Here is a 15,243-nt window from a genome sequence, read left to right on the forward strand (position 1 = left end):
AATGACCAATCCCTTCAGTGAACGTGGACGGATTACCGATCCTGCCAGATTTGTTGGGCGATGGCGCGAGTTAGGTGCTGCCTGTGAACAGCTCGAACGGCGACGGCCACTGTTGCTGTACGGGCCGAGCGGAAGTGGCCGTTCATCGTTATTGACTCATCTGGCTCAGGCGGCAGGCGCTGTGCTGGAAATTCCTAACCTCAATGCGTTTTACCTCGATCTGTCACTGCTTCCCGATGCCACTACTACCTATGGGCTGATTGTGCGTGCCCTCGGTGGCAACGAACCGACGATCGCTGTCCTTGAACAACGGCTGGCAGCCAGTGGTCGTCCGGTGTTGATTTGTCTTGACGGTGTAGAATCGGCGATTGCTGCCGGTTGGGGAACCGAACTGCTCGAACGGCTAGGCCGACTGGCCCGACGGAGTGCTCCTGGCTACCACGGTGTAGCCGGGCCAACCGGTCAGAGCCTGGCCTACGATCTGATGGTCGTAGGTGCTGTGCGTGGCACGCCACCATTGCTGAGTGAACCCTTCGCCACGGTGCGTCTCGGTCCGCTCAGTTTCGCCGAAGCTCGCTTGCTGCTCGACAGTTACCTCGCCGAAGGTGAACCACTCTTTAGCGCCGATGAGGTGCGCGAACTTATGGCGCTCAGTGCCGGTCAACCGGCCTTCTTACAGCGTGCTGCCTACCATCTGTACGAAACCCGTCGTCGACCAACTTACCGTTGGCGCAAGGCATATCGGGCAGAGCTGCGTGAACAGCCGCCGGTAGATAATCCCTTACCGCCGGCAATTTTTGAGACCGACGAGGATGAAGACGAGGAGGATTCATCAGCACCGGAGTGGCAGGCTGAAGAGGCGCCGCCAGCACCACGGCGCCCGCGGCTGCATCCGCCTCCAGATGACGATCTACGCCCACTGTTGGCGGCAGTAGGTCCTTTGCTGGTCGGATTGGTCGGTTCGCAGGTCAGTAACTCGTGGCCAGTTGGAGTCGCAATTGGCGTTGCCGGATACCTCTCAGTCATTATCTGGAACAAATACGGTCACAAGTAGTCTAGTCAACGATCAACGTGGTTCAGTCACCGGCAAGAAGGGCCACGCGGGTGTCGTCCGCATACTGGCTCTGAGATGCTGTAGAGAAGCTACAGGCAATCAACTCCTCAACCATACCGCGACGAGAACCGTTGCAATTGATTTTACGACTGGCTAAAACAACATCGACCTGGCAGGCATTGGCGTACAACTGACGAGCCAGCGCGGTTGACGAGTTGGAGAGCATGACGAGACAATTACGGGCAGCCAGTTGGTGAAAAACCTGTGCTAATCGACGCTGCTCGGTTTCATCGAAGCCGCGCCTGGTGTAACTGGTAAACGATGCTGTTGAACTAACCGGTACATACGGTGGGTCAAAGTAGATGAAATCGCCCGGTTGTGCCGTATCAAGCACCGTAGCGAAGTCGGCAACTCGTAGTTCAACATTGTGCAAGGCCCGGCTTACTTCACGAAGATTCTCGCTATCAACGATCAGTGGATTTTTGTAGTAACCAAAGGGGGCATTGAATTGGCCTTTATTGTTGAGCCGATACAGGCCGTTGTAACACGTGCGATTCAGAAAGATGGTACGCGCTGCACGTTCTACCCGTGGCCGATGACCGAAATCCGGTCGGCGATCCCAACTGCGAATCTCGTAAAAGAAATCGCGATCCGTTGCGTAAGGACGCAGACGATAGAGGAGTTCGATCAACTCGTCAACTTCATCGCGAACGGCAATATAACAGTCGATCAGTTCGGCGTTGAGATCGCTCAGCGATGCCCCTTGCCGTAACAATCCATTATTCCAGAGATAAAAGAACAAGGCGCCACCACCGACAAACGGCTCATAATAGCGGCCAAAGCGCGCTGGAATGCGCCGCGAAAGCTCTGGTAGAAGCTGACTTTTACCACCAGCCCACTTGAGAAATGGACGTGCAGGCACCAAAGACTCCCTGACGAACACGATAGTCGTGCCCGCCTCATACATGCAGCTACCGAGAGTTGGATTATAACACATCGGCTACGTTCAGTAACCGAGATACCACCACTAGGAGTGCGGCGATGCGGCGCTTCCCTCACTGTAGGGGCGAGTTCCAAACCCGCCCTACCCCTCTATCCTATCTGTGTAGGAAAAGAACGTTGAAAGTCCTACAACGTAGCTGTACACTGACAAACGGATTGAAGCGGCCGCGTATAATAGACCCAGAACGTTTCGTTGTCGCACCCGTTGCTGCTCCGATGCTGTAGCCGTGAATGCAATCGCGAGGGTATCATGCACATTGACATCCGACCAATCGAAACCTATGCCGAATATCGAGCGTGTGAACAACTACAGAAACTGGTTTGGGGTGATGAATTTGTCGTACCGTTGAATTTGTTGACCACCGTGCAACGCAACGGCGGACTAGTGTTGGGAGCATTTATCGGTCAAGAGCTGGTCGGGTTCGTCTTTGGCTTTCTTGCCCGTACCGCTGATGGTCGGCTCAAGCATGCCTCGCATATGGCGGCAGTTCGTCCCGATCTGCGCGATTCTCGGGTCGGTGAACGACTCAAACGGGCACAACGGGAGTTTGCCTTAGCGCAAGACCTTGAATTGATGACGTGGACGTTCGATCCATTACTGGCGCGCAACGCCCATTTTAATATTCACAAACTCGGTGCGATCTGCCGCACCTATTTGCGAAATGTCTATGGCCCTGAGCCAGAGTTGGTCGATGGTATCCTACCGAGTGATCGTTTCCAAGTTGAATGGTGGCTGGTACAATCGCCAATAACTCGTCCCGCAGCCGAGCTGATTGCCACAGCGCCGCTGATCAATCCTTCACTCGACGCGCCACCGCACATCACCGGTGCGCCGATACTGCGATTGCGTATTCCTTCTGACTTTGTTAAGCTCCAACAGCATGATCCATCAGCAGCGCAGGCGTGGCGCTATCACGTGCGGGCCTGTGCTGAAGCAGCTTTCGCAGCGAACTATGTGGTCGTAGATTTCATCCGATCTGAAAGCCAGTATGTGCTGGTGAAGCCAGATGCCTGAATGCCAGTACGTTTATTCAAACTGATAGGTCGAGAACAGACCACTACCAACCCATCAGAAAGCTACCGACGATAAGCGCCATCCTAATTACCGCACTGGCAACAGCAGCAAAACTCATACTACGTGCCCAAAATGCTGCTGAAGCAACTAATTCTTGCTCGCTCTTGCGACTAATCAAGAGCGGTTGCTTTCCATAAGGTGTGTAGCTGGCAACAGCAGGTTTTCCATCGTGGTCAATTGCGACTCCAGACACGAACACGTGCGTCCCAACGTCAAGACCTCGCTCTATCTGACGCCACCCAAGCGTATTGATGGAACTCGTCCACGACGGTGACTGCGGTGTTGTGACGAAACGGTTCACCGTTTCAATGAGATCAATAGTTGCACCATCCGGTAATACTAGTACCCTACCGGTATCATCACGGACAAAAAACGGTATGCACCGTTCTTCCGATTCAATTGACGTACTACGCCGCTCGGTGGTAGTAGATTCACGACCTTCGTCATCTCTCGTTGTGACTTCCTCCCTCTTCGTAAACATTGTACTTGTACGCAACAAATGCTCTACCGGAGACAGGACCAATCAAAGGAGTGTCGCACTCAATAATACCGGTGACTTCACAAGGTCGAATAAAGTAACTTGCTCCCAGCGATGTGGTAATGCGACGATGGATTTCGTCTAACGTAGCTGCATCGTATGTTTCTACTGTATTAAGCCTGTGTAGCAACTTGGCATTTGCGCGAGCTACAAACAAGAAGGGAACAGACAAGATTAATAATACTATTCCGATGAAAACAAGTACACTCATGTGAATTCCTCAGAAACCTGTAACACATGATAAGTAGAATCATCCGCCTTACTATTTACCGAATAAATACCAAAAACTGATTGTTAATCACGTAAAAATAGATAAAGCAATTTACAGAAACTCAACATTCCATCCTCTTCCTCTCCGACTTAAGGGGAAAGGAAGAGGAAGTCAGACATTCCTCTGATTAATCCTTCTTACCCCCAAACAATCCACCTAACATCGTTTTGGCGGCATCGATCTGATCGGCAATCGCACTGACATCACTCTTGAGCACCGTATCGACCTGAGCAGCAATTGGTTCGGGTAGCTTCTCCTTCAAAAAGCCAACCACCACATCAATCGCCTGCTGCGCCTGCTCGGCGCTTACGCCCGTCTTCTCGCGGATCAAGTCGACAAGTGTCTTGGCTGAACTCATCTCAGGCTCCTTTCTTTATGTGCGCCAAAACTGGACAACTTCAGTATACCACTCTGTCGCAAGCCTTTTGCGTCTGCTATAATGGAAAACAGCGTATTATTTATCCGTTCAATCCCGGCCAACATTGTGGATCGTGCCGCTGTTGAGCTGGCGTCAGAACGACACTGCTGACGAAAAGGAGGCAGGTGTGAGTACTTCGCAATCGACCACCACCTTGCGTCGCCGCCACATCAGTACTGCTGGCGAGCCGACCGCAAAAGAGCGGGAATATCTTGAAGTCATCTATTATCTTGCGTCGCGCAACGAGCCGGTGATCGCGGCCCGCCTGGCACGCTGGATGAAGGTTCAACCACCAACGGTGACTCATATCGTTACCCGCTTACTTGAAAAGGGCTTTATCGAGCGTAACGCACACGGTGAAATCACGCTCACACCGAGCGGCCTGCAATTAGCCGAAGCGATGGTTCGCCGCCATCGAATATTAGAGCGATTCCTCGTTGATGTCATGGGATTACCCTGGCACCTGATTCACGAGGAGGCAGTTCGCCTTGAACACGCCCTTTCACCGGTGATGGAAGAACGGATCATGGCGCTGGTCGGCCAGGCAACAACATGTCCGCACGGTAATCCGATCCCTGGTCAGAATGAAGGGTATGCCGGTCAAATCCGTCTCGATACAACGAAGGCTGGTCAGGTCTTTACGATCAGGCGGATCGCCGAAGAGGCCGAGGAAGAGACACCAATTGTAGCCTTTCTCGAAGCCAACGGTTTGGTACCTGGCGCACGCTTCACCATAGCAGACAACGCTACTCCCATCGGTGTCACATTGCAGCGGCCAGGTCTGTCGATTACCGTTCCAGCCCATATCGCCGAATTCATTTGGGGTGATGTTGAAGAAGAGCAGTAATCGCTACCTGGCAAGATTGTCCGCCAGATTACGAGAGAGGCTGGAGTAGAACGAATGGCGCGGGTTACGGTCACCATTCAGGGTGAACAGCATACCTTCCCGATCACCGAGCGCGGCCTGACTATTGGCCGGCAGCTCGATAACGAGATAGTGCTCAACCACGCGATTGTCTCGCGCAAGCATGCCCGGATCGAACTGCGTGGTCATCGCGCCTGGGTGATCGACCTCAACAGCCGTAACGGCGTAACGGTTAACCGGCTGCGGGTAAAAGAAGAGCAACTGAACGATGGTGATGTGATCGGCATCGGCCCATTCGAGCTGATTTACGAAGACCGCGCTGCGCAAAGTGTTGTTCTTGACGATAACCGCTATTTTCCGGTAACGTCGGAATCACGAGTGGTAGCAGCTCATGAGTTGCAGTTGCAACCATCTGACCTTCAGGCCTTTTACCAGATCAGTATGCGGATCAATCAGGCGCTAGACTACCGCGAACTCCTCGATCTGGTGATGGAAGAGATCATCCGCTTAGTTCCCGCGCAGCGTGGCTTTTTACTCTTGCGAAAGGGCGATGAACTGGTTCCCCGTGTCATCTTCCCACCCGGCCTCGGTGACGTGGCGATTGCCGGGAGTATTGTGCGCAAAGCGATAGAACGCGGTGAAGCTGTTCTGACCCACGATGCCCGGATCGAGTTTGCCGGTTCAAAGAGCATTATTGCCGCTAACATCCGTTCAGCTATTTGTGCGCCGTTGCTGACCCAGGGCGGAGCGATTGGGGTGATCTTGCTCGATTCGCCTGGCCGTGAACAGTTTTCCGTACGCGACCGTGATATGGTTGTAGCTATCGCGAATCTGGCTGCCGTTGCCATCGAGCGCGCCCGTCTGACCGAAGAATTGCGAGTACAGGGTCAGGTGCGGCAGAATCTCGAGCGTTTCCTCTCGCCAAATGTTGCCCAGGCCCTGGCTCGTTACGTCGCCCAGCACGGGAAACTCTGGGAAGCGCAAGAGCAGATCGTCACCGTTCTCTTTGCCGATGTTAAAGGCTTTACGGCCCTCTCTGAACGTCTGTCGCCGCGTGAAGTGCAAGATTTGCTCAACGAGTACTTACATGAAATGACCGATGTCATTTTCCGTTACAATGGCACGGTTGATAAGTATATCGGCGATGGCATTATGGCGATCTTCGGTGCACCACGGTTACCGGAAGATCCGCTCGATGAACAACATGCGTTCCGTGCAGTGTCAGCGGCGGTTGAAATGCAACAGGCGCAACAACGACTGGTACGCAAACTTGATCCTGATAAAGCCTTTACCATTCGGATTGGGGTGAATACCGGCCCGGCGTTTACCGGCTTTTTTGGTACCCGTCATCGGCTAGAGTACACGGCCATCGGCGATACGGTCAACACAGCATCGCGCCTGGAATCAGCCGCCGAACCGGGAACCGTGTTTATCGGTGAAGATACGGCACGTCTGGTTAGTGACCAGTTTGAACTGCAAGAGATGGGTGAGCTGCAATTGAAGGGGAAGCAGCAACGGGTTCGTGCTTATAAAGTGCTAGGACGACGATCTAAACTAGGTGGACAGGCAACGATTGCCTATACCGGGCCATAATTGTGCAGCAAGTGCACTACTACCACGATTATAGGAATGAAAGACATTCCTTAAGGAAAGATACACTATGCCGGTTGTCGTTGGTATTCGCTTCAAAGATAGTGGAAAAGTTTACTACTTTGATCCACGAGATCTCGATCTACACGTCGGCGATCAAGTGATAGTCGAAACAGTACGAGGACAGGAACTGGCTAAAGTAGCTTTTGAGCGCCGCGAAGTCAGTAATGAAGAAATTATCGGTGAACTGAAGCCAGTAGTGCGGCGAGCCGAGCTAAGCGATCTGGCACGGATGGCCGAACTGCAACAGTATCACGCTGAGGCCCTGGCCCGCTGCGCCGAAAAGGTGAAAGAGCACGGCTTGCCAATGAAGCTGGTAAAGGCCGAATACTCGTTTGACGGCTCACGCCTGACCTTCTACTTTACCGCCGATCAGCGCGTCGATTTTCGCCAATTAGTGCGTGATCTGGCACGCATGTTCAAGACCCGTATTGAATTACGCCAGATCGGGCCACGTGATGAAGCCAAAATGCTTGGTGGCATCGGACCATGCGGTCGTATTCTCTGCTGCACCGCTTTCTTACCCGATTACGCACGGGTCACAATCAAGATGGCGAAAGATCAAGACCTGCCACTCAATCCGAGCAAGATTAGCGGTGTCTGTGGACGCCTGCTTTGTTGCCTTTCCTACGAGCATGAGCAGTATATCGAAATGCGCGCCCAGTTACCCAAGCGCGGGACATGGGTCATGACCCCAGATGGGCCGGGTGAGGTCATTGGTCAACATGTGCTGAAACAGCAGGTGTTGGTACAACTGGCTAGCAGTGGAATGATTGAAACCTACGACATCCCGCAAATCACGATTGCCACCGAGCAGGTGGTTGCGTTGGCCCGTGCCCGTGCTGCTGAAGGGATTACACCCGCTTCGACCTTGAAGCCCGAACGTGGTGAGCAGCGCCTGCTCCGTGATGAGATTGATACTTTTGATTGGAATGATGATCTGAGTCTGCTGGAAGACGATGATTTACCTCAGCTACCACCATCTCCTCATGTGTTACCTACTCCTGTGTTACCGCCCGCTGTAGAATCAAAGCGGGTTTCAGAGCCGAAGACAACACCAAAGCCGCGTGGCCGTCGCCAGGGTGATCAGCAAGACAAAGAAACAGCGACTACCGTCAATAAGGCGGCCAAACCAGCATCATCTCAGCCACCGAGGGCCACCACGCCGACCCCGCCAGCGAAAACTGCACCACCGGATTCGTCCGCGAAAGCTGGCAATGATGTCAGGCGTCGGCGACGTCGGCGAAATTAGGTGACGCTCTGACAACCTGGCGACTCTGCTTTACCTGTCGTGAAGTAGGAAATCGTCTCGGATTGTCTTCATTTCAGCCAGCGAGGGAGAAGGATGGAGATTTTTGCAGTCGATAGTCACATTTGGGCCATTGACCATGAATTGCTAGGGCTACCCGGCGTCGGTGTGACCTACGTCGTAACTGGTGAGGAGATCGCTCTGATCGAAACTGGTACGGCACTGACCGTACCGCAAACACTGGCCGGGTTGGACGCGCTGGGCATCGACCGCGCCGCCGTTCGACACATTCTCTGTACCCACATCCACATGGATCACGCAGGTGGTTCAGGACATCTGGCAGCGGCATTGCCAAATGCGTTTGTCTACATCAACAGCAGTGTAGCCGAACACCTGGTGAATCCGACTAAACTGATGGCCAGCGTGCGGCGAGCAGTTGGAGAGGAAGCCTGGCCGCTACACGGTGAACTACTCCCTATTCCCGCTGAACGTATCCGACCTGCCGAACAGCTTTACCTGGATTTAGGGCGTGATGTTGTCCTGACGGCTATTGCAACGCCCGGCCATTCGCCCGATCACCTTTCCTACCTCGACCACAAGAGCGGCGGATTGTTCATCGGCGATGCCGCCGGGTTGGCAATGGATCGCTGGGGCCTCGCTTTCCCGGTTACACCGGTACCTACCTATGATCTTGAAGCGCATCGGGCAACCATTGCCAGGTTACGCGCTCTCGATCTCCCCCGGATTTATCTTACGCACTACGGGCCTCACGATGACGTGACCTATCAGCTTGATCGGGCCGCTGAACGACTTGAGGAGCTGGTTGAACTGGTCAATCGGGCATTGGCGGATGGCGATCCTGATATAGCAGCACTGGCGGCTCGTTGGGTTCCCTACCCGGAAGACGGGCCAGCCGGGGTCGTTGCCCGAAGCTGGACCCAAATGAGTGTAGCCGGTCTGATTCGCTACGAATTGAAACGGCGGCAGGCAACCGGATAAACAGCGCACGGGATGGAACGATCGCAAAACGTGGGTCGTGTCGGAGCGCATGAGTACGCTCCGACACAGCGTTCACCGGCATCGTCATTATTTACTCTTGATCTCCGTCCACAGATCATCGAACGCAGTTGTACCTTCGTTACGCACTGCCCACTCGAGACGCTGGTACATCGCTTCATCAGGAGCAAATCCCTGCGCGTATAGCTCACGCACTTCCGGCGAGATTAATTCAAGCGCATCTTTGTTCGGTGTCAGGTAACCGATATATTCAGTATTCTGAGCTGAAACTTCTGGACGCATTAGAAAATTGATGAAGACGTGTGCAGTATAGGCATTGGGTGAATCTTTCAGGATAACAAGATTATCCATCCAGATCATACCACCCTCTTTCGGAATCACGAAGGCAATGTTCGGATTACCACTGAACTCATCGCCTAGCCCATTGCGCGCCTGCATTGCCGTACCGCTCCAGGCATGAGCCATCACATACTCTTCACTGGCTAGCTTGCGATTGACGTCAGAACTGTTATAGGCGGCAAGGTACGGCTTCTGCGCCAACAGAATCTCTTTCACCCGTGCCAATGCTGCCGGATCAGTTGAGTTGAGGGATTGACCAATATAGCGCAGGGCAGCACCCGGCGTTTCACGAGAGTCATCGAGCATACTAAACTTACCGGCAAATTGGGCGATCTGGTCGGGTTCAAAAATAGCCGCCCAGCTATCAATCCCATTCGGGAAGAACTTCGTGTTGTAGGCAATACCGGTGATACCGTACATATACGGAACTGAATAGACATTGCCTTTATCGAAGTATTGATCGAGCAGATTCGGATCGAGATGGACTATATTCGAGAGGAGTGACTTATCAATTGGTACAGCCAGCCCTTCGGCGATCATAATCTGCACCGCATAGTCAGAAGGTACGACAATATCGTATCCTGAATTGCCAGCACGTATCTTCGCCAGCATATCCTCGTTACTATCGTAAGTATCAACGACCACTTCGACCCCGTATTCAGCTTTGAATTGTTCGAGAATAGCAGGGTCGATGTAATCCGACCAATTGTAGAAGTAGAGCTTACTCGCGAGCTTACTGCGATCAACCCCATCAGTCGTGGTTGATCCACTGTCACCCCCGCCAGTACCGTACTCGTTCCCTGGGCTGGTTGCAGCACCACCGCCGCCACACGCGGTTAGTACCAGCAGCATTACCAGCAACACGCTTCGGAGCATCTGCATTTTGACCTCCCTCGCTACTGCGATTCCTGACTATCGACGTCGCTGCAATAGTTGTGACAGTGCGACCAGCACCATCGACAAGAGCAGCATCAGGGTTGAGATCGCGTTAATTTCCGGCGTTACCGCACGTCGCACCCGATTATACACTTCGACCGGTAACAGAGATGTCCCCGGCCCAGAGAGGAATAACGAGATAATGAAATCATCCAGAGAGAGCGTGAAGGCAAGTAAGGCGCCACCGATAATACCGGGCAAAATCAATGGAAACGTGATGCGCCAGAAGACGTTCCAGCTATTAGCGCCGAGATCGGCAGCAGCTTCTTCCAATCGCCGATCAAAGTTCTTAAGACTGGTACGTACAACTACCACGACGAAAGAGATGCTAAATGCGATGTGGCCGATAGTGACGGTTGTAAGATTACGGCGCAGTGTTTCGCCGGTGACCAGCTTGATCACATCGAACGCAATCGCCGAGAATGCCAGCAGCGCAACAGCCATGACGATCTCGGGGACTACGATTGGTAAATAGATCAACCCTTCCATCGCGCCACGCCCGCGAAAACGATACCGCTCCATCGCCATAGCTAGCAGGGTTCCGATAATGGTCGAAACGACTGTTGACACACTGGCAACAACCAGTGTATTCCAGGCGGCGCCCATCATACGGGGGTTGTTAAACAGGCGAATGTACCAATCCAAGGTAAAGCCTGTCCAACGAACACCGAACTCATCGCGGGTGAACGAAAAAATCACCAGAATGACGATTGGCGCGTATAGAAATAGATAGATCAAGATCGAAAAGATGGTGAGCACCAGTCCACTCCAGGTCAAACGACCTTCAGCAAATACCCCGCGTGCGCGGGCCAGCGTCGTTGCAGCAGGCGCCGTCTTGATCATCGTTCTTCCTCCGTGGTGGCGCGGAAGTACAACATAATCAACACCAGCAAGACGATCATCATTAATACAGCCATTGCCGATCCAAGTGGCCAGTTGATCGGATTGGCACGCAGGAAGAGGCGCTGAATCAGATTCCCAAGATAGTCAACCTTTGCCCCACCCAGCAGTTCTGAGACCACAAACTGACCGAGCGTAGGAATAAAGACCAACACCGAGCCAGCAACAACTCCTGGCATTGTCATCGGGAGCATAATACGTAGAAAAGCCTGTACCTTACTAGCGCCTAGATCGGCTGCTGCCTCCATCAGGGTAAAATCAAAACGGTCAATAGCCGCGTAGAGTGGCAAGACCATAAACGGTAACTCGCCGTAGATCAGGCCGATCAGTGTTGCTCCCTCGTTATTAATCAACGACAAACGACCGATACCGATAAACTCTAACAGACCGTTAAGCAGACCGTTATTTGCCAGAATGATCTGCCAGGCGTAAATCCGCACCAGAAAATTTGTCCAGAATGGAATTAGTATGAGCATAAGCAGTGGCATGCGCCATTGCTGCGGACTACGAGCGATGAAGAGTGCGAGCGGGTAGCCGAGCAACAAGCAGATCACTGTAGTCAAGACACTCGTCCAGATCGACCGCCAGTAGGCATTGATGTACAGGCTCTGAGTAAAGATCGTAATATAGTTATCGAGCGTTGGCTGGTAGACTACACGACCTAAAGCGTCGTTCGTCATAAAGCTGTAGATAACAATAATCACCAACGGCAAGGCGAAAAAGAGCACCAGCCAGAGCAAACCAGGCGTCAGTAACAACATCAGCCGTATGCGATCACGACGTTGCTGCTGCTGTTGAAGCATTGCCATCGCTCCCTCCCTATTCACTCAGTACCAGCGCATTGTCAGGCGGGCAGACAACGACGGCCGGTTCACCCGGTTGCCAGTACTCATCACGGTCAAGTGTCGAACGGGTATTCTGTTCCCACACATCAATAGTACGACGGTCATTGATCCGAACGGTAATGCGCGTGTCACTCCCAATATAGTTAACGGTCAGCACCGTACCGGCTAAGCCATCGATCGGCACCTCACCATTGGCTGCCAGCAAGCGCACCTTTTCCGGGCGGATTGAATAGGTTACTGCTGTGCCATCACTCAACGGCCGAGTAGCCAGCCCACGAAAACGCAACCCATCCGGCGTCTCTATGACGGTATAGTTCCCGTCGCGCCCAATCACCAGCCCATCGATGAAATTGGTCTCGCCGATAAAATCGGCAACGAAGCGACAGTTGGGACGCTCGTAGATTTCCGTTGGCGTTCCAACCTGTAAGACCTTCCCCTTATTCATAACCGCAATCCGATCCGACATCGTCAATGCCTCTTCCTGATCGTGGGTTACGAATACGAAGGTGATCCCCACCCGCGCCTGTAGGCTCTTCAGTTCGAGCTGCATCTCTTTGCGTAATTTCTGGTCAAGCGCACCCAGTGGCTCATCGAGCAACAACACTTCAGGATGGTTTACGAGTGCACGGGCCAGGGCGACCCGCTGTTGTTGACCGCCGGAGAGCTGACGGGGACGGCGTTCTTCCAACCCACTTAACCGTACTAGATCAAGGGCCTCTTTCACTCGTTGGGCAATTTCAGCCTTCGGCGTTTTTTTCATCTCCAAGCCAAACGCAATGTTTTGCGCTACTGTCATGTGAGGAAAGAGGGCATACGACTGGAAAACGGTATTGACCGGCCGCAGATGTGGTGGCGTGATCCCCATCTCTCTCCCATGAATGAGGATACTTCCTGCGGTTGGTAACTCAAAACCGGCGATCATGCGCAACGTTGATGTCTTACCACAACCGCTCGGCCCTAACAACGAAAAAAACTCGCCATCACGAATTTGTAAGTTCACGTGATCGACTGCAACCACGTCGCCAAACCGTTTGACAACATCACGGAGTTCAATCGCGATGGAATCGTTCACCTTTACAATCCTCCCATCAGGTTACATACCAGTGATGAGTAGCGGATACCGGGAAGGCTGTCTGTAACAGCCATGATGTTTTACAACACTTCCCAACATGAGTAAAGTCTCGGCAGCATGGCCCAATCGCATCACGTTGTGCATTTGTTTAGAGAGTAGTATACCATAACCTCTTGCCGGAACTTTGTATCGAGATGTACAGATCTATGAATTTTATTTCCGACAGATATAACAAACCTGACAAGCATGCTTCGTATGACATTTGGTATTATCAGTGCGAGCGGATTCGACCTTTTCAAGGTTTTTTCCCTCGCCTATCTTCACCAGTGTAGAGGCAGTTATAATTTCCCAAAACTACCACATAGGAGCTATCGTGGATTCGGAATGGAAATGCCGACATCTTACGCGACAGAGATTTGTATGACCGAGACTATCGAACTTGAGATTGAGGGGATCGCTCAGGGCGGCGACGGCGTTGGGCGGTTAGAGGAGCTAGTTGTCTTCGTAAGCGGAGCCATACCGGGAGAACGGGTACGAGCCAATGTTTACGAACGTCATACCCGCTTCCTGCGCGCTACTGTCAGCGAAATCCTGCGTGCAGCACCCGAACGGATAGCGCCTCGGGTCAGCCCTGGCGATCATGTGCCATGGCAACATATTGACTATCCGGCCCAGGTACGTTTGAAGGGCGCAATTGTTGCCGAACAGATACGTAAGTTTCTACCGAATATTGCAGTTCCGATCCAACCGGTCATCGCCGCACCGCAACCCTGGGGCTACCGCAATAGTGCTCGTCTCCATGTTGACGGTTCTGCGCTTGGCTATCACGCTACGGGCACAAAGACGGTGATTGATCTGACAGACGATCCCTTGCTGCTGCCGGTACTGAGAGAAGCACTGGCGGGCCTGCGCCAGTTATCGTTTGCCGGTTTGATCAACGAAGTCACGCTGCGAGCCAGCGCCGCTTACGGCTATGCTGCGGCTCGCCTGTCGCCTACGTTGCCTGCCGACTACCCGGCGCTGGTGCGATTGGCTACAAGCTGGATGGCATCAACTCCTGGCCTGGCCGGTATCACTCTCAATGACGAGCCACTACTGGGAACGACGCACATTTACGATGAACTTGATGATGTTGTCTTTCGGCTAAGCCTCAACAGCTTTTTTCAGGTCAATCACGCGCAGGCTGAACGGATGGTGGCTATAGTACAAACCGCGCTGGCGCCTCACGGCGGTCGTTTACTCGATGCCTACAGCGGTGTTGGCAGTTTTGCACTGCCTCTGGCCAGATTCTACGATGAAGTGATCGCGGTTGAAGCGCATGAACCGGCTGTGCATGATGGTCGTCAGAGTGCACGAGACAACCAGATTCAGAACGTTCACTTCATCGCCGGTGTTGCCGAGCGGACGGTTGCCAATCTACCAGGCCCGTTTCAGGCTGCAATTCTCGATCCACCCCGTCGTGGGTGCCATCCAGCCCTTATTTCGGCGATCATTGCGCATGCTCCAGCAAGAATCATTTACATTTCGTGCCATCCAGGCCTGATCGGGCGTGACTTGATGCCATTACTTACGGCTGATTATCAGATAACACTCGTGCAACCTATTGATCTCTTTCCGCAAACACCGCATATCGAGACGATTATTGCGCTACAACGCTAGAAAGCATCGGGAAATGACTAAAATGCAGGTATTATCACCGCGAATACGAATGCGTTCGGAGTTGAACATAAGCTTTTTCCGTTTCCATGCTGTAGTTGTTTTGAATGATCAATTTTTACTTAGTGAAATGTCCCCTTTTATTTCGCAAAAATCAAAACTCGTTACGTTTCCTGTGATCACTGTTGAAAAGAAGATCTTTTATCGGACAGTCAAGGATTAGAAAAGATTGTGAACCATCTGCGTTACCGCAAAACAAACTGCTATTCGGTCGGGCAAATTATGGTATACAAAATACAATTTGGTCGCACAACTTATGGTATACTAAGCGCAAGAGTAAAGATATTGCCCTGCAA

The 15,243-nt window shown here is 52.6% G+C and carries 14 protein-coding genes; 7 read left to right on the top strand and 7 right to left on the bottom strand.

Annotation, left to right across the window (positions count from 1 at the left end):
* The first annotated feature begins 1 nt into the window (after window position 1).
* A complete protein-coding gene (locus QTO31_RS04830; protein WP_301428291.1) occupies window positions 2–1,054 on the top strand; it encodes an AAA family ATPase in 1,053 nt (350 codons plus the stop codon).
* Window positions 1,055–1,076: 22 nt separating this feature from the next.
* On the opposite strand, the gene QTO31_RS04835 is transcribed toward QTO31_RS04830, so the two are convergent.
* Window positions 1,077–1,976, bottom strand: a complete 900-nt coding sequence (locus tag QTO31_RS04835; protein ID WP_051871087.1) for a DNA adenine methylase — start codon at window positions 1,974–1,976, stop codon at window positions 1,077–1,079.
* A 330-nt stretch (window positions 1,977–2,306) separates the two neighbouring features.
* On the opposite strand from QTO31_RS04835, the gene QTO31_RS04840 reads away from it, so the two are divergent.
* A complete protein-coding gene (locus tag QTO31_RS04840; protein ID WP_301428292.1) occupies window positions 2,307–3,071 on the top strand; it encodes a hypothetical protein in 765 nt (254 codons plus the stop codon).
* 43 nt (window positions 3,072–3,114) lie between these two features.
* Here QTO31_RS04840 and QTO31_RS04845 read toward each other — a convergent pair whose 3' ends face one another.
* Both QTO31_RS04845 and QTO31_RS04850 read right to left on the bottom strand, forming a co-directional pair.
* On the bottom strand, window positions 3,115–3,612 hold the full coding sequence (locus QTO31_RS04845; RefSeq protein ID WP_301428293.1) for an E3 ubiquitin ligase family protein: 498 nt from the start codon (window positions 3,610–3,612) through the stop codon (window positions 3,115–3,117).
* 455 nt (window positions 3,613–4,067) lie between these two features.
* Window positions 4,068–4,298 carry a hypothetical protein gene (locus QTO31_RS04850; RefSeq protein WP_031459052.1) on the bottom strand — a complete coding sequence of 77 codons (231 nt, stop codon included), beginning with the start codon at window positions 4,296–4,298 and terminating at the stop codon, window positions 4,068–4,070.
* A gap of 187 nt (window positions 4,299–4,485) precedes the next feature.
* On the opposite strand from QTO31_RS04850, the gene QTO31_RS04855 reads away from it, so the two are divergent.
* The 4 genes from QTO31_RS04855 (at window position 4,486) to QTO31_RS04870 (ending at window position 9,121) form a co-directional block, all read left to right on the top strand.
* On the top strand, window positions 4,486–5,205 hold the full coding sequence (locus QTO31_RS04855; RefSeq protein ID WP_031459051.1) for a metal-dependent transcriptional regulator: 720 nt from the start codon (window positions 4,486–4,488) through the stop codon (window positions 5,203–5,205).
* Window positions 5,206–5,259: 54 nt separating this feature from the next.
* On the top strand, window positions 5,260–6,816 hold the full coding sequence (locus QTO31_RS04860; protein ID WP_301428294.1) for an adenylate/guanylate cyclase domain-containing protein: 1,557 nt from the start codon (window positions 5,260–5,262) through the stop codon (window positions 6,814–6,816).
* Window positions 6,817–6,883: 67 nt separating this feature from the next.
* Window positions 6,884–8,125 carry a stage 0 sporulation family protein gene (gene ricT, locus QTO31_RS04865; RefSeq protein WP_301428295.1) on the top strand — a complete coding sequence of 414 codons (1,242 nt, stop codon included), beginning with the start codon at window positions 6,884–6,886 and terminating at the stop codon, window positions 8,123–8,125.
* Between the two features lie 93 nt (window positions 8,126–8,218).
* Window positions 8,219–9,121: an MBL fold metallo-hydrolase gene (locus QTO31_RS04870; protein ID WP_301428296.1), complete on the top strand. Its 903-nt coding sequence runs from the start codon at window positions 8,219–8,221 to the stop codon at window positions 9,119–9,121.
* 87 nt (window positions 9,122–9,208) lie between these two features.
* Here QTO31_RS04870 and QTO31_RS04875 read toward each other — a convergent pair whose 3' ends face one another.
* Genes QTO31_RS04875 through QTO31_RS04890 form a run of 4 tightly spaced genes read right to left on the bottom strand, consistent with a single transcriptional unit; the run spans window position 9,209 to window position 13,231 of the window.
* Complete coding sequence (locus QTO31_RS04875) at window positions 9,209–10,360, bottom strand: spermidine/putrescine ABC transporter substrate-binding protein (RefSeq protein WP_301428297.1); 1,152 nt, start codon at window positions 10,358–10,360, stop codon at window positions 9,209–9,211.
* A gap of 30 nt (window positions 10,361–10,390) precedes the next feature.
* Window positions 10,391–11,257: an ABC transporter permease gene (locus QTO31_RS04880; protein WP_301428298.1), complete on the bottom strand. Its 867-nt coding sequence runs from the start codon at window positions 11,255–11,257 to the stop codon at window positions 10,391–10,393.
* Window positions 11,254–12,123, bottom strand: coding sequence for an ABC transporter permease (locus QTO31_RS04885; protein WP_301428299.1), 870 nt, complete (start codon window positions 12,121–12,123; stop codon window positions 11,254–11,256). Before QTO31_RS04885 ends, QTO31_RS04880 begins: the two co-directional genes overlap by 4 nt.
* A gap of 10 nt (window positions 12,124–12,133) precedes the next feature.
* Entirely contained in the window at window positions 12,134–13,231 is a 1,098-nt protein-coding gene (locus QTO31_RS04890; RefSeq protein WP_301428300.1) for an ABC transporter ATP-binding protein, read from the bottom strand.
* A gap of 420 nt (window positions 13,232–13,651) precedes the next feature.
* Between QTO31_RS04890 and rlmD the strand changes: the two genes are divergently transcribed.
* A complete protein-coding gene (gene rlmD / locus QTO31_RS04895; RefSeq protein WP_301428301.1) occupies window positions 13,652–14,890 on the top strand; it encodes a 23S rRNA (uracil(1939)-C(5))-methyltransferase RlmD in 1,239 nt (412 codons plus the stop codon).
* Window positions 14,891–15,243: the final 353 nt, after the last annotated feature.

It is taken from the genome of Chloroflexus sp. MS-CIW-1 (assembly GCF_030444705.1).
Lineage (GTDB): Bacteria > Chloroflexota > Chloroflexia > Chloroflexales > Chloroflexaceae > Chloroflexus.

Bases quoted from the DNA above. Each gene is read 5' to 3' on its own strand.
- QTO31_RS04830 (WP_301428291.1), top strand. From the start codon at position 2: ATGACCAATCCCTTCAGTGAACGTGGACGGATTACCGATCCTGCCAGA.
- QTO31_RS04840 (WP_301428292.1), top strand. From the start codon at position 2,307: ATGCACATTGACATCCGACCAATCGAAACCTATGCCGAATATCGAGCG.
- QTO31_RS04845 (WP_301428293.1), bottom strand. From the start codon at position 3,612: ATGTTTACGAAGAGGGAGGAAGTCACAACGAGAGATGACGAAGGTCGT.
- QTO31_RS04850 (WP_031459052.1), bottom strand. From the start codon at position 4,298: ATGAGTTCAGCCAAGACACTTGTCGACTTGATCCGCGAGAAGACGGGC.
- QTO31_RS04860 (WP_301428294.1), top strand. From the start codon at position 5,260: ATGGCGCGGGTTACGGTCACCATTCAGGGTGAACAGCATACCTTCCCG.
- ricT (WP_301428295.1), top strand. From the start codon at position 6,884: ATGCCGGTTGTCGTTGGTATTCGCTTCAAAGATAGTGGAAAAGTTTAC.
- QTO31_RS04870 (WP_301428296.1), top strand. From the start codon at position 8,219: ATGGAGATTTTTGCAGTCGATAGTCACATTTGGGCCATTGACCATGAA.
- QTO31_RS04875 (WP_301428297.1), bottom strand. From the start codon at position 10,360: ATGCAGATGCTCCGAAGCGTGTTGCTGGTAATGCTGCTGGTACTAACC.
- QTO31_RS04880 (WP_301428298.1), bottom strand. From the start codon at position 11,257: ATGATCAAGACGGCGCCTGCTGCAACGACGCTGGCCCGCGCACGCGGG.
- QTO31_RS04885 (WP_301428299.1), bottom strand. From the start codon at position 12,123: ATGGCAATGCTTCAACAGCAGCAGCAACGTCGTGATCGCATACGGCTG.
- rlmD (WP_301428301.1), top strand. From the start codon at position 13,652: ATGACCGAGACTATCGAACTTGAGATTGAGGGGATCGCTCAGGGCGGC.